Source organism: Parabacteroides bouchesdurhonensis (genome assembly GCF_900186615.1).
GTDB classification, from domain to species: Bacteria; Bacteroidota; Bacteroidia; order Bacteroidales; family Tannerellaceae; genus Parabacteroides; species Parabacteroides bouchesdurhonensis.
Genome location: NZ_LT896588.1, coordinates 1,641,836 through 1,662,838 on the forward strand (window position 1 = coordinate 1,641,836; position 21,003 = coordinate 1,662,838).

15 protein-coding genes are annotated in these 21,003 nt (G+C 40.7%); 2 read left to right on the top strand and 13 right to left on the bottom strand.

Annotated features, from left to right (window positions below):
- Positions 1-124: 124 nt before the first annotated feature.
- The 5 genes from C1721_RS07050 to C1721_RS07070 form a co-directional block, all read right to left on the bottom strand.
- Positions 125-1,081, bottom strand: a complete 957-nt coding sequence (locus C1721_RS07050) for a phosphatidylinositol-specific phospholipase C (protein ID WP_102407729.1) — start codon at positions 1,079-1,081, stop codon at positions 125-127.
- Positions 1,082-1,199: 118 nt separating this feature from the next.
- On the bottom strand, positions 1,200-2,435 hold the full coding sequence (locus tag C1721_RS07055; RefSeq protein WP_102407730.1) for a sodium ion-translocating decarboxylase subunit beta: 1,236 nt from the start codon (positions 2,433-2,435) through the stop codon (positions 1,200-1,202).
- Positions 2,435-4,327, bottom strand: coding sequence for a biotin/lipoyl-containing protein (locus tag C1721_RS07060; RefSeq protein WP_102407731.1), 1,893 nt, complete (start codon positions 4,325-4,327; stop codon positions 2,435-2,437). Before C1721_RS07060 ends, C1721_RS07055 begins: the two co-directional genes overlap by 1 nt.
- Positions 4,328-4,349: 22 nt before the next feature.
- Positions 4,350-4,628 (bottom strand): OadG family protein, encoded by a 279-nt coding sequence (locus C1721_RS07065; protein ID WP_102407732.1) that lies wholly within the window; start codon positions 4,626-4,628, stop codon positions 4,350-4,352.
- Between the two features lie 242 nt (positions 4,629-4,870).
- Positions 4,871-5,674, bottom strand: a complete 804-nt coding sequence (locus C1721_RS07070; RefSeq protein WP_102407733.1) for an inositol monophosphatase family protein — start codon at positions 5,672-5,674, stop codon at positions 4,871-4,873.
- Positions 5,675-5,793: 119 nt separating this feature from the next.
- On the opposite strand from C1721_RS07070, the gene C1721_RS07075 reads away from it, so the two are divergent.
- Positions 5,794-10,398, top strand: coding sequence for a translocation/assembly module TamB domain-containing protein (locus C1721_RS07075; RefSeq protein WP_102407734.1), 4,605 nt, complete (start codon positions 5,794-5,796; stop codon positions 10,396-10,398).
- Entirely contained in the window at positions 10,398-12,716 is a 2,319-nt protein-coding gene (gene tamL, locus C1721_RS07080) for a translocation and assembly module lipoprotein TamL (RefSeq protein WP_102407735.1), read from the top strand. The genes C1721_RS07075 and tamL overlap by 1 nt, the downstream gene beginning before the upstream one ends.
- A 108-nt stretch (positions 12,717-12,824) precedes the next feature.
- Here tamL and C1721_RS07085 read toward each other — a convergent pair whose 3' ends face one another.
- The 8 genes from C1721_RS07085 to C1721_RS07120 all read right to left on the bottom strand — a co-directional run bounded on the left by C1721_RS07085 (position 12,825) and on the right by C1721_RS07120 (position 20,993).
- Positions 12,825-13,988: a 1-acyl-sn-glycerol-3-phosphate acyltransferase gene (locus tag C1721_RS07085; RefSeq protein ID WP_102407736.1), complete on the bottom strand. Its 1,164-nt coding sequence runs from the start codon at positions 13,986-13,988 to the stop codon at positions 12,825-12,827.
- Positions 13,989-14,046: 58 nt separating this feature from the next.
- On the bottom strand, positions 14,047-15,036 hold the full coding sequence (locus C1721_RS07090; RefSeq protein WP_102407737.1) for a D-alanine--D-alanine ligase: 990 nt from the start codon (positions 15,034-15,036) through the stop codon (positions 14,047-14,049).
- Positions 15,037-15,038: 2 nt separating this feature from the next.
- Positions 15,039-16,130 carry an RluA family pseudouridine synthase gene (locus C1721_RS07095; protein WP_102407738.1) on the bottom strand — a complete coding sequence of 364 codons (1,092 nt, stop codon included), beginning with the start codon at positions 16,128-16,130 and terminating at the stop codon, positions 15,039-15,041.
- Between the two features lie 6 nt (positions 16,131-16,136).
- Positions 16,137-16,766 carry a PASTA domain-containing protein gene (locus tag C1721_RS07100; RefSeq protein WP_102407739.1) on the bottom strand — a complete coding sequence of 210 codons (630 nt, stop codon included), beginning with the start codon at positions 16,764-16,766 and terminating at the stop codon, positions 16,137-16,139.
- Between the two features lie 147 nt (positions 16,767-16,913).
- A complete protein-coding gene (gene rpmH, locus C1721_RS07105; RefSeq protein WP_022456740.1) occupies positions 16,914-17,066 on the bottom strand; it encodes a 50S ribosomal protein L34 in 153 nt (50 codons plus the stop codon).
- Between the two features lie 31 nt (positions 17,067-17,097).
- Positions 17,098-18,414 carry an MFS transporter gene (locus C1721_RS07110; protein WP_102407740.1) on the bottom strand — a complete coding sequence of 439 codons (1,317 nt, stop codon included), beginning with the start codon at positions 18,412-18,414 and terminating at the stop codon, positions 17,098-17,100.
- A gap of 1 nt (position 18,415) precedes the next feature.
- Positions 18,416-19,270, bottom strand: a complete 855-nt coding sequence (locus C1721_RS07115; RefSeq protein WP_102407741.1) for an N-acetylglucosamine kinase — start codon at positions 19,268-19,270, stop codon at positions 18,416-18,418.
- 1 nt (position 19,271) lies between these two features.
- On the bottom strand, positions 19,272-20,993 hold the full coding sequence (locus C1721_RS07120; RefSeq protein ID WP_159063557.1) for a hypothetical protein: 1,722 nt from the start codon (positions 20,991-20,993) through the stop codon (positions 19,272-19,274).
- Between the last annotated feature and the right edge of the window lie 10 nt (positions 20,994-21,003).

Consider the following 21,003-nt stretch of genomic DNA (forward strand, 5'->3'; position numbering starts at 1 on the left):
TTATTTATACTAAAAAGTTCATGTTTTATGTTCTTTTTTCGGGACATTTCATAGCCTTTATTTTTTAACTTTATGTTTTTTAAGGTGATAAAGAGGCAATGGCTTAAATTCAGACTTATCTGTTTTATTGGCTGTTGCTGTCTATTAATGCTTTTGTCAGTCTTTTCCCGTTTTTACTCCCTGAAAAGTCAAAGAGCACGATGCCGCAATTCTTTTTGCCGGCTTTTTGTATATGTTTTGCTATCAGGTTATTTATTTTTGCAAAATGGATAGGACCGGCGACAGGAACTGCTGTTGCACTGACAAAAGTGAACCCCCAAAGTTCCGAATTATAAGGTTCTGCTCCCATTTTTTCTATATTCCGGATACATATTTGTGTCTTGTAGTCTGTTTCTTTGACTGATGAATATTGGTATTCATCTTCAACTGTAACAAAGCACTTGTCTCCGTTTTTACTGCTGAGAGTAACTGTGCAAGTTGCGTTATCTTCCCATCCGGAGCATTCCGCTCCCGGATAATTGTCCATGGCATGGTCTCTATGCAGGAATAATATCTTCCCCCGACAGTTACCTAAAGTAATATCTGACCGGAAATCATGCATAAAGTATGTTTGATATTCCGGTTTTTCCAGTATGACGGAAAGAAGATGTGCATAGTCGGTGATTTTACCGTTCTCCTTTTTCAGAAATACAATAAGAGTTTCTGATGGATTCCTTTTCAGGAAATCAATAAATTCCGTTAATACATTTTCCTCCCAGTAAATATCCTGGAAAAACGGACCATGATAAATTCCTAATTTATTATTATCCATTGCTTGCAGTCGAATATCAAAGCAACGTATACCTTGCCTTAATTGAGTTGGGATACTAATATCTTGTGTTATAATACCTACGCCTCCATGTTGTGAGGCTCCGCTATCATGTGTGCCGGGAATTGATATTTTACATAGTGGAGTTGAGTCATCTATGTTTTTCATCCATGTAGAATAGCTACCTGATTGTACAACTGGCTTTTCTGCTTTTATGGAGTAAGCAGTTAAAATATAAAATGCAAAAAATAAAATGTAACGTAAGTGTTTCATGTGGCGTATTATTTAAGTGTTTTTATTTGGCGATAAATATACAAAAAAACAGATTATATGTTTTATTTACAAAGAATAGAACATATAATCCGTTTTAGAAATATCGGTATGTAAAAACTTATCCTAAGAATGAAATCAGTACACCGGCAGCAACTGCAGAACCAATTACTCCTGAAATATTACTGGCCATACAATATTGTAATACATGATTCTTTGGATCATATTTTAAGGCAATTTCATTTGCAACGCGTGAAGCCATAGGTACAGCGCTTAATCCGGTAGCTCCGATTAACGGATTGATTTTCTTCTTTGTAAATAGATTGAATAATTTGACAAAGAAAATACCTCCTGCTATGGATAAGGCAAAAGCAAGGAATCCTCCGATAACAATTCCTATTGTTGTTAAGTTCAAGAAAGCCTCCGCGGTCATAGTTGCACCTACTGACAGACCCAAAAAGATCGTTGCGGCATTCATGATACTATTAGACGCGGCATCAAATAACCGGAATGTATTTGTGCCTATTTCCTTCACGAGGTTACCGAACATGAGCATCCCGATTAATGGCACTGCACTCGGAACAAACAATGCTACTACTGTTGTAACTACGATAGGGAAAATTATCTTCAATACCCGCAGATTTTTTATTTCTACACTGGATGGATACTTCTTCTCCTGCTCTTTCATATTAATACATAGCTCCTTCTTGGAACAAAATAGTTTTACAACTAAAGGTATAATTACCGGAACTAAGGCCATGTAAGAGTAGGCCGCAATAGCGATAGGTCCTAATAAATGAGGGGCCAGCTTAATTGTTGTAAAGATAGCCGTTGGTCCGTCTGCTCCTCCGATAATACCTAATGCCGCCGCTTCCTTAGGGGTAAATCCCATTAGGATAGCTACTAATAATACGGTAAAGATACCCAGTTGTGCTGCGGCTCCAAAGATTGAAAGGCGAAGATTACGAAGCATTGGCCCGAAATCCGTTAAAGCACCTACACCCATGAAGATAATAGGGGGAAGAAAGCCTGTTTTTATTAACATGTAATAGATGAAGTTCATGATCCCCAATTCATGAGCAATATCATGCAGCGGCATTTCCCAAATATTTTTCATGACGCCATGTACGTTAATAAGCCCGTTTTCGTTTGCCTGAATAACCCCCATATCACCTCCCGGGAAATTAGCAAGCAATACTCCGAAGGCAATTGGTACGAGTAGTAAAGGCTCATACTGCTTTTTTATACCTAAATAGAGTAAAATAAAAGCAATAGCGTACATGATGAGGAACTGCGGTTCAGCAATAATATTGCTGAACGCTGTCATATCATATAAGTTTTGAAATATCTCCTTCATTATTGGATAGTCATTAATACATCGTCCTCAGAAACAGAATCGCCGGAAGAGAAACAAATGGCTGTAACAGTTCCGCCGAATTCCGCGCGAACAGCATTATAAGTCTTCATTGCTTCTACGTAGCACAAAATATCACCTTCCTTTATGGTATCTCCTACCTTCACCGGAGCTTCAGAGGCATTTTTTACCAAGAAGAACTTTCCTTCAAGCGGAGACAGAACTTCTTTGCCGCTTCCTGCAGATACAGGAGCAGTATTCTGTGCTGGTGCTGGTGCGGCGGGAGCAGCAGACGGAGAGGTGTTCGTTGTATCTCCAAAAGCTACAGTAACCCGGTAAGCCTGGCCGTTGACATCTACCGTCATTGTCTGTGGCGATGTTGGCATACTGAAAGCTTGTGTTGCAGGAGTTGCAGGTTTTAGAGCTTCCTCTTTTTCCGCTTTTTTCTTAGCAACATCCGCTTTAAATTCAACTTTTGCTTTTCCTGAACGATACGCTTCATATTGAGCAGGGTGCATAGCATATTCGAATAATTCTTCGTCATCTTCGCCGTATTCCCATTGTTTTTCGTTCATTAATTTGCGATACTTGTCCAATGAATCCGGATAATTATCCTGAGGATTACCTTCAAAGAATTCACGACCTTCTGCCTTTGCCTTCTCGATTAGTTCAGGTGCCAAAGCTCCGGGCAGACGTCCGGCCTTTCCTAATAGCATATCCCAAATGTCGTCAGCAATCATGCTCCAGCGTTCTTTGCCTTTTTCCATTTGCATCACATTCATCAAGGAAAGATTTTTCACATATTGGCTGAAAGGCGTTACTAATGGAGGATACCCTACACGGGGCCATACATAGGCTACCTCATCAAACAACTTTATAAGCAACTGATCCTGAGATAAGAGCGGTTTGTTGTTCTTTATACGGTTTTTATTAATAGATTCAAGATTTTTGTCAAGGTCGGCCATTAAACTTCCCATCATACCGCCCGGTAGTCCCGGACCAATCAACAAAGAGTTCATGAGGCGATTGCGGGGGCTGATATAAAGACCTAAAAAGTCGTCCATAAACTCCTGAATAAGACTTCTTACTTTCATGTAAGCTTCCATGTTGATCTCCGGTACTTTGTACCCTGCATCTTTTAGCATAGCCTGTACGGTTAATAAATCGGCATGGCCTGTTCCCCATGATAAAGGTTCCATTCCTACGTCGATGTAATCACATCCTGCATTACAAACTTCCAGAATGGAGGCAACATTGAATCCAGGACCTGCATGGCTATGATATTGTATAGGTATTTCCGGATATTTTGCTTTGATGTTGGCTACGATCTGTCCCAGCGTATGTGGTCGGCCGATTCCTGCCATATCTTTGATGCAAATTTCATCAGCACCCAGTTCGATTAACTCAAAAGCCATATTGGTATAATACTCTACCGTGTGAATAGGAGAGTGCGTGATACACAGTGAACATTGCGAAATCATACCGGCAGCCTTTGCATACTTGATGGAAGGTGCTATATTGCGTACATCGTTTAATCCGCAGAATGTACGGGCGATGTCTGTTCCTTGTACTTTTTTTACTTTGTAGAACAACTGTCTTACATCATCCGGAACCGGACTCATGCGCAGACCATTCAATGCTCTGTCAAGCATATGTGTTTGTATTCCGGCTTCATGGAACGGCTTAGTCCATTCGCGTACTGATTTATTGGGGTTTTCTCCAAAAAGTAAATTAACTTGCTCAAAGCCGCCTCCGTTTGTTTCTACACGAGCAAAACATCCCATTTCTATAATAGCGGGAGCTACTTTGACTAGCTGGTCAACTCTGGGAACATACTTACCGGCAGATTGCCACATGTCTCTGAAGACCAAGCTAAATTTGATTTCTCTTTTCATGATTTTTTATAAATAATACTTGTTACATTTTCTCTATTTTTACAACTCTTCCTTTCCCGCCGGTTACCATACTGATTGCAGAAACAATGGCAGCTGTTTCTTGTCCGCCGACAGCGCCTGATTGTGCAAAAGCGAGAGGTGAGGCTGTTGCAACTTGCTTTTTTGCGATTTCTTCTTCGGGGGCATACTTGTTAACTAATGAGATGAGACCTTTTCCTAGATTAATAACAATTAGTAGAATCGCAAATACTGTAGTCATACCGACCACCATTAATAATAATCCGGTTTCTATATTTTCCATATTGTCTATATTTCAAAGAAGTATCTGTTTAAGGTATTTACAGGGATGATCTGTTTAAATACTAATTAAAAACTATCGCAAAAGTACAAATTTACAAGAACATGCTATAAGGTTAATCCTTTAAAAAATTAAAAAAGATAAGAGCCTCAGTGGTTTTTGCTAATAAATTAAACCCTATGTTTCGTTTTTATTGCGATTTGAAATAAAATATAAATCGGAACGACTTCTATATTTAATAGATATTATGTTCTGTTTTCGTTGAAAGAGGCTAACAGTGCTTGCATCTCTGTATGGATTTTTCCATTGCTAGCCAGCACTTCTTCTCCGTCGGACCAGTTATTACCCCCTTGGAAATCGGTTACCACTCCTCCGGCTTGCTGGAGGATGAAAGCTCCGGCTGCTATATCCCACGGGCCAAGGAATGCCTCCACACGAGCTTCGAAGCGACCGGCCGCAACATAGCATAATTCGGCTGCAGCAGATCCTAATAGCCGGCAGCCGGCAGAGGAGCCGTATAACTTATCAACCAGATAAACAGCAAGCGGGTGATAGGATTTGAAGCTATAAGGGAAGCCCAGTGCAACAAAAGATTTCTCTAGAGTCGAAATCTCCGAAACTTGAATAACCTTGTCATTCAGGTAGGCTTTTCCTCCTTTTATTGCGTGAAAGCATTCGTCTCGATGTACTTCATAGACCACTCCCAGCAATGTTTCTCCATTTTTTCTCAGGGCGATGCTTACACAGTAGGGAGCCATGTCATGTATGTAGTTTGTTGTTCCGTCAAGAGGATCTATAACCCAGCAGTATTCTTCGGAGGAATGTGAACCGGAGCCTTCTTCTGCAATAACGCCGGCTTCGGGCATGAGAGTTTTAAGTTGTTCAACGATCATCTGCTCGGCTGCTTTATCGACATAAGAAACATAATTGTGTGCACTTTTTTCTTCCACTTTGGTGGCGGAAAATTGCTTACGCTCTTTTTTCAGATATTCGCCTGCGTGATGGGCAATGATTCGGACCTGAGAGCACAAGAGATTCAAATCTTTCATATTTCTGGTGAATTTTGTGTCAAAGGTATATTCTTTATTTGTATTTTTGTTAATAAATCGTCAAACAAAATGGCTCGTTTCGACGTTATGAATATAACAAGATACCCGGGAATTTATATATGAAAAAATGGATTAAACGGATTGGAATTATATGCTTGCTACCTATAGCATTGGTTTTGCTGCTTTCCATCCTGTTATACGTACCTCCTTTTCAGGATTATGCAATTAGCCGGGCCACGCACTACGCCGGAGAGGCCACAGGCATGCAAATCAGCATAAAGAAAATACGCCTCTCCTTTCCACTGAACCTTACGGTTAAGGGCGTAGAAGTCGTTGCTCCGACTGCGGATACATTGCTTGCCCTGAATAGTCTCAGGATAAGTATCCGTCCGTTACCCTTGTTGAAGAAAGAGATACTGGTAGATGCTATTGATTTACATGGGGTAGAAGTAAATACCGGGAACTTTATCAGTGGCATGGAAATTAAAGGAAGGTTAGGCAAACTGTATGCCCGTGCAGACCGGATTGACTTATCTGATGAGGATGCTACCTTAAATACATTAGAACTGTCTGATACAGCCATTACGTTATTTTTAAATGATACCACTTCCGAAAAAGATACGTCATCAACGTCCGTAAATTGGAGGTTCAGATTAAATAAGATTGCTCTTGACAAAGTAACTTTTGGCCTCCAGATGCCAGGCGACTCATTACGTCTTGCAACCTATATAGACAAAGCACTTCTTTCGGATGGTAGCGTAGATTTGGGAACATCATTATACAGTGTGAGACATTTTAACTTGTCTGATTCTCAGTTGAATTATGACAGTGGTTATGGCGTTCCGACAGAAGGATTGGATCCTTCTCACATCGCATTAAATAACCTGACAATAACAGCAGACTCTCTTCTGTATCAAGATAAAAAAATGAATGCCCGTCTTCGTGAATTTAGAGTAGAAGAACGCTCCGGGCTTGCCATTACGGAATTGGAAGGAACATTGCATAGTGACACGACAGCAATTAATGTCCCCGGATTGGTTTTGAAGACTGCTTATTCCGAGATCAGTTTACAAGCGCATGTTCCTTGGAGTACACTTAATGACAAGCCATCCGGTAGTATGAAGATGGAATTGTTGGCCACATTGGGCAAGGAAGACTTGTTTATTGTAGCCGGCAATCTGCCGGCAGACTTTAAGAAGTCGTTTCCAGAAGAACCATTAACTGTAGAAGCAAAGGCAGACGGAAACCTCTCATCCCTGTATCTCCGTAAACTGGATGGTGAATTACCGGGAGCTTTCAATTTACAGGCTGCGGGGGATATGAAAGCTTTGACGGATAATAAACTCCGTTCCGGACAAATAAAATTGCTCGCGGAGACAGGTAATCTTGGTTTTATTATTGATTTGCTTTCTCCGGAACAACGAGACCGGTTTGCTATTCCAAAAGGCATTAAATTGAATGGAATAGCGATGCTTGGTAACGGAGAATATTCTACTCGCTTGCGGCTTACAGAAGGCGATGGGAAGATAGATCTGAATGCCCGCTATAATCCTGTCAAGCTGTCGTATGCCACCGATATGGAAATAGATAGTCTGCAACCAACTCATTTCATGCCGAAAGATTCGTTACTATGGCTTGCCGCTTCCGTAAAAGCGGAAGGAATGGGTACCGATATTTTCTCGGAATCTACATGGAGTAAACTGGACGGGAAAATATCGGATATCCGTTATGGTACGTCTTCCGTTTCGGATGTTACGCTTAAAGGGGAATTAGAGAAAAATAGTCTGAAATTTGATTTACTGAGTAAATATCCGCTTGCGAAGATGGATGTTTCTCTGAATGCAAGCCTGCATAGAGACGATGTCCGGGCAATGCTGATTGCTGATGTGGAAAACTTTGATTTGTATGGCATGCACCTTATTGCTAATCCATTATCAACCTCTTTTCAACTTTTTGCCGAAGCGCATAGTAATTTGGATGAAAATAACGATCTGGATATTTCTCTCGGAAATTGGGAGCTGGTTACGCCGAAACAAAAATTTCGTCCGAAAATGCTGACGCTTAAAGCCCGTTCTAACATAGATACTACACAAGTTTCTTTCCATGCGGGCGATCTGGCGCTCTCTCTGACCGGCAGCGGATGTATACATGAAATGACAGAGAAGTTGACAATGGTATCGGATAACCTTACAACTCAGCTCCGGCGCGACTCTACTATTAATCTCGCTGTTCTCCGTCCCTTGTTACCAGACGTTCATCTTGAAGTGACGGCAGGGCAAGATAATCCGATATTCAACTATTTGCAGAACTATTATGTAGAGTTTAATTCGTTAACATTGAATGCTTATACTTCTCCGGAAACGGGTTTTCGCATGGACGCCGGGTTATATGGACTGGCGAGAGATACTTCACAGCTGGATACAATACGGGCTACCGTTTATCAGGATTCCCTTTCGCTTATCTATCATGCAGAAGTAGTGAAAAATAAATATCGAAAGCAGCAACCTTTCACTGCAGGAATAGAAGGAAAAGTAAGCTATATGTATGGCGATATTACATTATATTATAAAGACGGGCAAGGAAAACCCGGTTTGTTGCTGGGCTTGAAAGCTCATAAAATTCCCGATGGAATCCGGCTACATATGTTTCCTGATAATCCTATTATCGCATTTACTCCGTTTCGGTTAAACAGCGACAATTACATTGTGATAAAGAGTGAAAAAGATATTGCTGCCAATCTCCGTCTTTCCGGTGATAACAATGCAGCGTTATGGATACACTCGAGTGCCGAAGACGAAGGCATGGAGGAAGTGCATGCCGAACTGAACCAGATAAATCTGGATGTTATTTCGGGTGCGTTCACTTACTTGCCCCCAATGAAAGGTATTTTGAATGCCGACTTTCAGTATGCTCCTTCCGACAGTGCTTTTATGGTTGTGGCTGATGTTAATGTAGATGATTTTTATTACGAGAACGACCGTGTGGGCGAGTTGATGTTCAACGCTGTTTATCTGCCTATGGCGAAAGGTAACCATCAAGTAGACATGCACTTCTTCCGAGATAGGGAGGAGGTGACGGCAGCTACCGCTTTTTATACCGTAGGTACGCCTGATATAATTGCGGGAAACATAGATGTTACGCACCTGCCGCTAGAGATGCTCAACCCGTTTATTCCGGATGACATGGCGAAACTTAGTGGTGCACTGAACGGTCAAATGTCCATTACCGGTTCGAGTGACAAGCCTGATGTCAACGGTTTTTTACAACTTGACACCACGTCTGTTTTTGTGGGAGCAGTCGGTAGTTCGTTTCGTTTTGACGACGGACGAATAGACGTGAAGGATAATTTGATTACGTTCGATGATTATAATATTTATGGTTCAGGTAAGAATCCGTTTGCGATAGATGGAACTATCGACTTTCATCGTCCGGAACGTATGATGGCAAATCTTCGGTTGCGTGCCGATAATATGCAGTTGCTTAATGTGAAACGTAACGACGAAAGTCTTGTTTACGGAAAGTTGTTCGTAAACCTGGACGCTACCGCCAAAGGCCCGTTGGATGCGCTAACCATGCGTGGTGATCTGCAACTTTTGGGCAATACCAACGTTACTTACGTATTACAGGATTCTCCTTTAACGGCGCAGGATCGTATGTCGGATATGGTAACTTTCGTCTCTTTTGCCGATACGGTACGCCGTCGAACTCCGAAGAAACCACCGTTGCCGCTTGGAGGAATAGATATGCTAATGACTGTACGTATTGATCCTGCGGTACAATTGAATGTAGATCTTACCCCCGATCAATCCAGCCATGTCAATCTGGAAGGTGGCGGCGACCTGTCGTTCCAATATACCCCACAGGGCGATATGATATTAAACGGACGCTATACTTTGTCCGGAGGCACGGTGAAGTATTCTTTGCCTGTCATTCCTTTGAAAGAATTTAATATCCAACAAGGAAGCTATGTACAGTGGACCGGCGATTTGATGGATCCTACCCTGAATGTAACCGCTACTGAACGTGTCCGGACATCTGTAAGCCTCGACGGGCAGTCACCGCGTATGGTAAACTTCGACGTAGGCATCATGTTGAAACAACGTCTCGAGAATCTCGGTCTGCAATTTGTAATATCTGCTCCCGAAGATATGGCAGTGCAGGAACAGCTTACCCGCATGGGACCCGAAGAGCAGCAGAAACAAGCCGTAAGTATGATTATTACCGGGATGTATCTGGCTGGTACGGGAGGAGGAAAAACAAACATGAATATGGGCTCCGCACTCAATAGCTTCCTGCAAAGTGAGATCAACAATATTGCCGGAAGTGCGTTGAAGTCCGTCGATATATCGTTTGGAATGGAAAGCTATGACGAAGATGGTGACAATGAAGGTGGTAAACGAACGGATTATTCCTTTAGTTTTGCCAAACGTTTCTATAACGACCGTATACGGGTGGTTCTGGGCGGAAGAATCTCTACAGGAGGCGATGTGAATAACGGACAGGCACAACCTTTTATAGATAATATTTCTGTGGAATACCGTCTCGACACAAGCGGGTCGCGCTATGTAAAACTATTCTATGATAAGAATTATGAAAGTCTTCTGGAAGGTGAAATTACGGAAACAGGAGCAGGTATTGTACTCCGTAAGAAGATGATGCACCTGCGCGAATTGTTCAACTTCAGAAAAAATAAACTTAAACCTGTTAACGAAAACAAGCAGTAATGAAGATGATATTTTATAAATATAAGTTTCTTTGCGTTTTCCTTTTTGTATTGCTCGCATCTTGTTCTACTACAAAAAATCTTCCCGAAGGCCAGGTACTTTATACCGGAATAAAAAAGATAGAAGTAGTGGATGAAGATAAAACCCGTGCCGGGGATGAAGCTTTGGATGAGGTGGAGGCGGCTCTTGCTTATCCGCCAAATAATGCTTTGCTGGGAAGCTCATCTATCCGCACGCCGTTCCCGTTCGGACTTTGGATATATAATGGTTTTGTAAACAAGAAGGGTAAGATAGGAAAATGGATATTCAAGAAATTAGCGGCAAAGCCCGTTTATATCAATACCGTGAATCCGGATGTACGGGTTAAGGTGGCTCAAAACTTACTGCATGAGTATGGTTATTTTAATGGAACGGCTTCGTATGAAGTAGAGGCCGACCGCAAGAATCCCCGTAAAGCCAAGTTGCGCTATAATGTGTCGATGAGTCAACCTTATACTTTGGATAGCGTGCAATATGTACGTATACGTCATCGTGCCGATTCGCTGATTAAGGAAAATATAGGCGATAAGTTATTACACAAAGGGGAAAATTTCAATGTTGTGAAACTGCAAGCCGAGCGTGAGCGTATTTCTTCGCTGTTACGAAACAATGGCTATTATTATTTCCGCCCCGAATTCATCACCTATCAGGCGGATACAATGCTTTCGCCTGGCAAGGTTGCACTGCGGGTAGTTCCTAAGGAGGGTTTGCCTCCATCTGCGTTACGCCCGTGGACATTGGGGGATGTTACCGTATGGCTTAATGGATATAATAATGAACCGCCAACGGATTCAATTCGTTATAAAGACCTCACGATCTACTATCAGGACAAATTACGTGTTCGTCCGTCGGTAATCTACAACCGTCTTTATTTCAAACCCGGTGATTTGTATTCACAGCAGCAGCAAGAGCGAACGCAGACGGCTCTCTCCCGGCTTGGTATTTTCCGTTACGCAGAGATGCAATATATGCCGAAAGACACAATGCGTCGTCAAGACACATTGAACTTGCGGATTAACACGGTCTACGACCTTCCTCTGGATGGTGAACTGGAGTTGAATTTGACTGCCAAGAGCAATGATCAGGTTGGGCCGGGAGCTATCTTTAGTGTCACGAAACGAAACGTGTTTGGTGGTGGGGAAACGTTCGGAGTGAAACTTCGTGGCTCGTACGAATGGCAGACAGGTAACCGTATTGAGGGCTCTGCCTCGAAAATAAACAGTTATGAAATAGGGGTTACTGCCACACTAACGTTTCCTCATGTGTTGTTTCCAACTATGAAGAAACTGGATACAAAATATCCATCGAGTACAGCGTTTCGTATTTATATAGATCAGATGAACCGGGCACGGTTCTTTAAACTACTGGCTTTTGGCGGTGACGCGTCATACGAATTTCAACCTTCGGCAACGAGCCATCATACGATAACGCCTTTTAAGTTAACTTTTAACCTGCTTCAGCACCGAACGGAAGAGTTTGACAGCATAACGAATGCCAATCCTGCTTTGTATAAGAGTTTGCAAGATCAATTTATCCCTTCGATGGGCTACACGTATACGTATGACGATTCTCCGATTACTTCCAAAAGAAATCATCTATGGTGGCAATTTTCCGTAACGCAAGCCGGACTTGTTATGGATGGAATTTACGCGTTGGCGGGAGAAGGTTTCAATAAAAAGGATAAGAAATTATTGGGTAATCCCTTCGCGCAATTCATCAAGGGAACAGCAGAGATTCGGTATAACTATTATTTGGGTAAAAAGCAACGTTTGGTTGGCCGTTTGATGGCGGGAGCGGCTTATAGCTACGGTAATGCTATCACTACACCTTATAATGAGCAGTTTTATATTGGAGGGGCGAACAGTATTCGGGCTTTTACAATCCGGAGTATAGGACCTGGCCGGTTCCGTCCTGATCCCGACAATAAATACGCTTATATCGATCAGACGGGGGATTTGAAGTTTGAGGCTAATCTGGAGTATCGTTTCCCGATTCTTGGCGACCTGCATGGGGCAACGTTCCTTGATAGCGGTAACATCTGGTTGATTCGCAATGACCCGAACCGTCCCGGAGGACAGTTGAAGTGGGGAAGTTTCCTGAAAGATCTTGCACTTGGCACGGGCGTCGGATTGCGTTATGTGTTTCCTTTTATCGTGATTCGTCTGGATATGGGGATTGGCTTGCATGTTCCTTACGATACGGGAAAGAAAGGATATTATAATATTCCGAAATTCAAGGATGGTTTGGGAGTGCATCTGGCAATAGGTTATCCGTTCTGATATCCGGAGGAAGGCTGGACAGTTGCAAACGAACAATCCCTCAAAAGTCCGGATAAGGGGCTTTTGAGGGATTATGCAATAGAATAGGTATTGTGCTTTTATTGGAATTTATTCCTTTGTAGCCAGATGGTTTTTCAACGGATTAGTGTACATTTCCAATATTTTTGTACGCAGGAATGCTTCGTCTTTGTTTGGCAAGACAATCTTGTCCAACTGTCCTTGCAGGTAGTTTTCAAAATGTCTTTTATCCTTTAATCCGTAGTTCTCACTAAAGCGTTTTGATCCGGTTAGGATGTCGTAGGCTACATAGTTACACGGATAGAAACGGTAATGCTTGTAAATTTCCTTGTCTATAACGGATGCGATGGCTGTAAACAGTTCATTTTTCTCCATCTGTGGATCTAGCTTCGACAAAGAACCGTTAATCGGAGTTCCGAGTGTGAAATGTACGCGCCCTTTGTTGTTCAGTATGCCTGTTTCCATGCTCAGCAGATCGTCGCGTTCGCTTTTTACGTAATCCGGATTATCTCTTCTCATCTGAAACTCTCTAGCCTTGAGGTAATCGCATGGGTCGTATTCGTACGAGATAGCGACCGGCACGATATTAAGCTCCATCAGATTGCTTAAAATGTCTTTTTTTCCACTCATATTCAGCATTTTCAGGACGCTGCCTTGTGTACGGTCGTCCGAATCTTTGGCACGGCCTTCCCGTTGCGCAATCCAGATAGATTCTTTTGTATCTGTTATAGTGTGACGGATGTAAGCCGAAAGAGTTCCGCTTACTTCCAGCATCTGGCGGACAGATACTCCCCGCTTCACAATGAAGCTGTTGTTGAGGCGCACCAAAGTCTTAATCCATGGACGGATTAGTAAATTATCTCCGATTGCTACCTGGGTCATCCCATAGCCAACATCATATAACATGACATTTAGGAATGAAGCGTCCATCACGATGTCGCGGTGGTTGGAAATAAATGTACACGCCGGTTTACCTTCGGGTAAACGGCTCCGGCCGGAAATCGAAAGTGAGAATGTTGTGTGTTTGGCTACAATCATGACGGCTTCACGCGAAAGAGTGGATTTAAATTCCTCTTTCGTCTTGCACGAACGCATTGCGGCAACGAACTGTTCCCATGTTAAATCGGACTTCATATATTGATAAGCCCGTTCAAGATCTTTATTGGTTGCCAGTTCTTCTATTGCATCCTTCACCTCGTCGTTGTTTAACGGACGGATGTCGTCGAAATTAGGGGAAACTGTTTCTATATCCATATCATTATAATTGAAAGTTGATGATTAAAAGAAACCGTCAGCTATTTTTGTCAATTGTTTAAAATTCGTTTTCTATAATATCAGTCATCACATCTTTTATGTCTAATCCGGCAGCACGTACTTGCTGAGGGATAAAACTGGTAGCTGTCATTCCGGGTGTAGTGTTTATTTCGAGCAGATAGGGTTCTCCGTCTGCCTGAATAATGTAATCTACACGTATCAGCCCTTTGGCACCCAGTAGGTCGTAGATTCTTGAAGTCTCGCTTTGTATCTTCTCCGTTAATTCGGGAGAGATACGGGCAGGCGTGATTTCTTGTACCTGTCCGTTATATTTCGCATTGAAATCAAAGAACTCATTTTTTGTTACAACTTCGGTAATCGGAAAGACTACTTCTTTTCTCTGTTGGCCGAAGTTACCTACTTTATAACATCCGCACGTTACTTCTGTTCCAGGAATAAAGCTTTCTAAAAGAACTTCTTTTCCTTCGATAAAAGCTCTTTCTATGGCAGGCTGTAATGCCGATGCTTCTTTTACTTTTGTTACGCCGAAACTGCTCCCTCCATCATTGGGTTTTACGAAAATGGGAAGTCCCAGTTGTGCGACAGCATCTTCATTGGTAATAGATTGTCCTCTAAATAAACGAATGGACTTGGCAATGTTTACACCGAAGTTGTGTAAAAATTTACTGCATACAAACTTATTAAATGTGATGGCGCTCACTAACATTCCACAGGAAGAATAAGGCAATCCTATCATATCAAAATACCCTTGTAAACGCCCGTCTTCGCCAGGAGTACCATGGATAGTTATGTATGCAAAATCGAAATGTTTCACCTTTCCGTTTTCACGGAAACTAAAGTCATTTTTGTCTATCGGCGTATGTTCCCCATTAGGAAGCTGTACCGCCCATTCGCCCTTTTTAACGATGGCAATATATAAATTATATTTCTCTTTATCAATAAAAGAATAGATTCCTTCTGCACTTTTTAATGAAATAACAATTTCAGAAGAATCACCTCCGGCTACAATAGCAATGTTTCTTTTCATTTCTATAATTCTTTAGTATTTGCATATATGCGCCATCTTTCTATCAACTGTTCCATATCGGAAGGAATTTCGGAATCAAAAAACATTTCCTTTCCGGTTGTCGGATGGATAAATCCTAACGTTTTGGCGTGTAACGCCTGTCGGGGACAGATAGCGAAACAGTTCTGCACAAACTGTTTGTATTTTGTAAAAGTTGTTCCTTTTAATATTTCGTGGCCACCGTACCTTTCGTCATTAAAAAGTGTGTGTCCGATATATTTCATGTGGACGCGTATCTGGTGTGTGCGTCCTGTTTCCAGGCGGCATTCTACCAGTGATACATATCCTAAACGCTCCAATACGGTATAATGTGTTACTGCTTGCTTTCCCTGGTCTCCTTCGGGGAAAACTTTCATTTGCATACGATCGCGCGGATCGCGTCCTATATTTCCTTCTATACGTCCTTTGTCTTCTTGTACAATGCCCCAAACTAATGCGCGGTATTTGCGTTTAGTCGTTTTATTGAAAAACTGTAAGCTTAAATTCGCTTTCGCTTCCGGTTTTTTAGCTACTACCAGCAATCCGGAAGTATCTTTGTCAATGCGATGTACTAAACCTAAACGAGGGTCGGAAGGGTCATAGTATGGGTCGTCTTTCAGATAATGGGCCAGCGCGTTTACCATTGTGCCCGTATAGTTACCGTGCCCGGGATGCACAACCATGCCTGCCGGTTTGTTTACAACCAGCAAATCATCATCTTCATAAATTATATTCAGAGGAATGTCTTCTGGAATAATTTCCAGTTCACGACGTGGACGAGCCATGACGATGGATACTACATCTAATGGTTTTACCCGGTAGTTGCTTTTTACCGGTTTGCCGTTTACCAGAATACAACCTGCTTCGGCAGCTAATTGTATTCGGTTGCGTGTAGAGCCAAACATGCGGTCTACCAAAAATTTGTCTACGCGTAACAGAGACTGGCCCTTGTCTGCTACGAAACGGAAATGTTCGTAAAGACCTGGAGCTATTTCGGCCGGGGTTTCTTCGCCTTCTTCCGGTAGTAGTAAATCATCTACCTGTTCGTCGTCAATATCTTCCAGAAACTCGTCCATGCTTTCTTAAAACCAGTTTTCTTCTTCGCTATTTAATTCTTGAACCGGAACTTCATCCTGTAAAAGAGAATCAGCTGGAAGAACTTCTGCATCACCGCTGCTTACTTCCAAAAGCAGAGATGCTGCCAGTGGTACTTGGTCGCCTTTGTATAAACTGCGTCCGTTTGCTGATACACCTATTGCCAGGTCCTTGAAGTCACCCGGAACATATTTTATTTCAATATTGTTAAATCCTCGGGCTTTAAGCAATGCGTATGCCTGACGGAAAGATAAGTCTTCAATTTCCGGAATAAGCCCCATTTGCGAAGTAAGTGCGTTGATAGTAACAAAAACGATGCGCCCTTCTTTTACTTTCGATCCGACAGACGGAACTAATTCCACGATAGAGCCGGGTGTTACATCTTTGGAGAAGACGGAATCAATTACATTATAACGTAAACCGCTACTTTCAAAAAAAGACGCCGCTTCCTGTAGTTTCAATCCTTTTACATCTGGCACGATAACGGCTTCATTATGGCGTGTATAGGTATCTAACCAAGCTAGTACGCCATAGATAACACCGCCTGTAACTACTGCTGCCAGCAGTAAGTTTATGACTATCGGACTCTTTATCAGCTTAACAAAAAATCTACTCATTTTTGTCTTGTATTTGTAGGTGGGTCAAAAGTAGAAAAAAAACATCACATAGACGCTATTCCATTTCGTACATTGCTACAAAAACAAAGAAAGTAAAGGCTTTTTACAAAACCTCTACTTTCTTTAAAATCTTACTAACAGGATTTATTATCCGTTATACTCGTCTGATACTGTTAATTTAGCTCTTCCTTTTGCACGACGAGCTGCTAATACTCTACGGCCATTAGCTGTAGCCATTCTGGAACGGAAGCCGTGCTTGTTCTTTCTTTTTCTGTTGGAAGGTTGGAATGTTCTTTTCATTTCTCTATATTTTTATTTATTATTCGCATACTTATTTGGGCTGCAAAGATAAAGGCTTTTTTTTAATAAACAAACAGTTGATTGTATTTTCTTGCTTTTGGGAATTTCTTCCAGCTTTATAGCCTATGAGCGCATAAAATAAAATGTACAAATAACAAGGAATAAGAATGATGTAGGCTTGTTGGTTATTATTGGGCATTGCAGTACTGGTCTTTTGTATTAAATCTAAAAAGAATCCGAATAGAACCGGAATAATAGCTCCGCCTACCATAGCAATAACTAACAGAGAAGATGCTGTTTTAGTATATTTTCCCAGATTAGTTATAGTTAAGGCCCATAGGCATCCCCACATGATGGAGTGAGCAAATCCTAGACCTGCTACACAATAGATGGCATATTCGGCGGAAAGTGAAATTATTAGTAAAGATATAATTAAAGCTATTAATGTAAATAATGCTAATGCTTTGTTCTGCTTCATTATTTGTAATACAAATATACTGACGATATACCCTGTAATCATACCGATAGGGCCTATCGCTGAATAATGTGCAGGATAGTCAACTCCTATTGATTTGGCAAAATCGATAATTGAAGCCATCGGTAATGTTTCGACCCCTACATATAGAAATAATGCAATGATACCGAATAATAGATGAGGAAATTGCCATATGCTTGTTTTTAAATTTGCCTGTAAAATGGTTTTCTGACTGTGTGTTTTTCCAATTGACTCATTATTCTCTCCTTCTGCCTTTATTTCTGGCAAAGGAAGAAAATAGATACATACTGCCAATAAAGCGATAATACTACCTGCTATACCAAAGGGAATGTTGGCATTTGTTATTACAGGATTCTTTATGTCAATAAAAAAACTTAGAAAAAGAGGTCCGAGAAACCATGCTGATTGGTTCATAATTCCCATTATACACATCCGTTGTGCGGCTTTTTCCGAAGGTCCACAAATCGTTACGTACGGATTAATACCTGTTTGTAGAAGAGTATTTCCCATGCCTCCTATGAATGAAGCTGCCAAGAACATATAAAAACCATGTATATGTGGGCTCATACGAGCAGAAAGAATGAATGACAACATACTGAAAGACATTATGATAAGCGCAATTAGCAATGATTTTTTATATCCGATTTTCTTTATTATCCATCCGGAAGGAGCTCCAAATACGAAAAATGCAGAAAAGGTGGCGGCTAATACAAGATAAGACATTCTTTTGCTTAACGAGAATGTACTTTCCAAAATGGGAATCATGATGCCATTTATCCCAACTCCAAAGCCTATAATAAAGAATATAAATGCAATAACAATTAAGGGGTATAAATATTGTTGCTGTTTCATGTTATTTATAATAAGGATTATTACTATGATACTCAATCAGACCTTCCATTGGTTCACGGATAATTCTGCCTACTTCCATAGTGTATTCTTTTGCTGTTTGAGATAGAATATCTTGAAATAACCAACCTATAGAACCTACACTGTTGAATGTTAGAGATTTGTAATCAGGGTATTTGCATATGATATTCTCAAAAAGATCCCGGAATGCATTTATAACCAGTTGCTGCGCATATTCTTTTCCTTTACACTGCTTTGTAAGAAAATGGGTGAAACTTGCACAGTAGCGATTTGGCATTTTATCCATATAAACACGGTGTACAAGTTCTTCTCTTGTTAACTGATATTCACTTTTAAACAACTGTTCAATATCCACAGGCATATTTCCTCTTACATAATCGCGGATAAGATGTTTGCCGATATATCCTCCGCTCCCTTCGTCTCCTAAAAGAAAACCTAATGAGTCAATATTTAGAATTATGTCTGTTCCATCGTAGAGACATGAATTAGTTCCTGTGCCTAAGATTGTCACAAATCCGGCAGTATTACCCAGAAGTGCCCTGGCAGAGGCAAGCAGATCCATTGCAACAAATAGTTCGGCTTTAGGAAAGAAAGGTTTTAAACTTCGTTTTATTATTGTAAATTCTTCTTCGTAGCATCCAGCCCCGTAAAAATAAACAGCGTAGACGCTGTTTCGTTCTATTTCTAATGGAAAAACTTGTTGTAATGAAGAAGTAATATAATCTTCTCCAACATAACATGGGTTATATCCTTCGGTGAAGAATTCAACAATCTTTTTACCGGAATCGACAAGACACCAACTGGTTTTTGTTGATCCGCTATCCGCTATTAGTATCATATTAATAATTATTTTCTTTTATTTTTTTTATTATAGTAGAAAAAGCCTCTTTAGAAAAACATGTGGGCTGTCCGTACCAAAAGAATGATTCGTATCCTTCATAATCTTTAGCTTGAATATGAGGTGGGGTGGCTAGATAGCTGGACACATCATTGGTATAAGCTATTGCTGATACTTTTTGTCCCGTCCAGATGTCACGTATTGCTAAGCCATATTCAGTAGTTACTTCTCTGGATAAAGCAACTAATTTCCAGTTGCCAATATTAAGTGTCTGGTAATAAACAGGCATTTGGGGTAATACTCCGTTTTTTTCGAAAGACCGTAATTGTAAGTTTGCCCAATTTGTATTCCGTTCAGCTCCAATGTCATCATTTAGTTTTTCATTCTTTTCTTTGAATTGGATAATTTGCTCTTTTGTCCAAGGTGTGACTACTGGAGGAATAATAGAATCGAAGTGATAAGATATAGGACCGCTAATGACTTCTAACTTGTTTTTTATAAGATGGGATACGGCACCAGCCAACTTCTTTGCACTTGTTTTGAATGGATCAGTAGGATTGATGTCTCCAGCAAAAGCTTGTAAAAATATACTGTTTTGTATATTATCATCTTGCTCAAGCAGAGTTTTTGCTAGCCCTGGATAATTAGCATTCAATGTATATGGACCTACAGATGGATCGGTGTATACAGGATGGCAGCCTGCCATAAATAAGATAGTTTTTTTCTTGTATTTCTTGTCTATGGCAACAATTACATCTATTGTATTGTCATAAATTATATCAGTTCCTTTCAAACTCCTGTTTATACCTATATTACATGTATCTCTTCCAAAATAGAGGGAAGAAGGAACCATATTGTCTAAAGATTCTTCAATGGCCTGTATAATACCTTTACGAATCACATTTAACAAATAAAGACTGTCCGGATATTGGTTAGGCTTTTGCCAGGTTGTCCAATTTTGTGTTACAGGAGCGTAATGCGTATGTGAAGCATTGATGAGAATTGCGTTTTCATCAATACCTCTTTTTTCTTTTATTTCAGCTTTGATATCATCGGTTAGAGATTTGTTTAGACCACAAACATCAACACCGACAATAACTACGGTGTTACCCCCTTTTTTTATACTCATGGCTTTTGCATTTATATCTCCGACAGAGCTGTGTTTGCTGCGATATACCTTCCCTTCTTTCGATGTGGCATATAAATGATTATTTATATAGTTGATACGCACTACATCTATTGTATACGTATCATTATTTTTGTAACCGATTCGCTGCCAGCATTCATCTGCTTTATCTAAAGATCGCTGGTATAGGACTGTGTCTTCTGTTAATACATACAATCTGTTCTTATCAGAAGTCATATCTATTGCCGGGGGAGTAGAACCGACTTTTGTCCAATGAATATTTTCTTCGGATATATTTCCTTTGTACAGCATTCCCTGAGTATCAGATATGTATAAATTACCATTGGAAGAGGTGATAAATTTAGCATTTACTGTTTGTACGAATTCCCATTCTTTGGCTACCTTGTCTAAAGAGATTCTTATCAGCTTATTTTTGTTTGTTATTCCATATAACCAATTGTTACAAAAAGTAATTTGTTTTAGAGAAGGAGCGGAGTTGATTTTTTGGAATGGTTGTAGTTGTTCCTTATTTCCGTAATACAGATTCATTTTGTCGTCAAGAATAATAACAGAGTCTTTGTAATCTGTAACAGACAAGAATGAACTG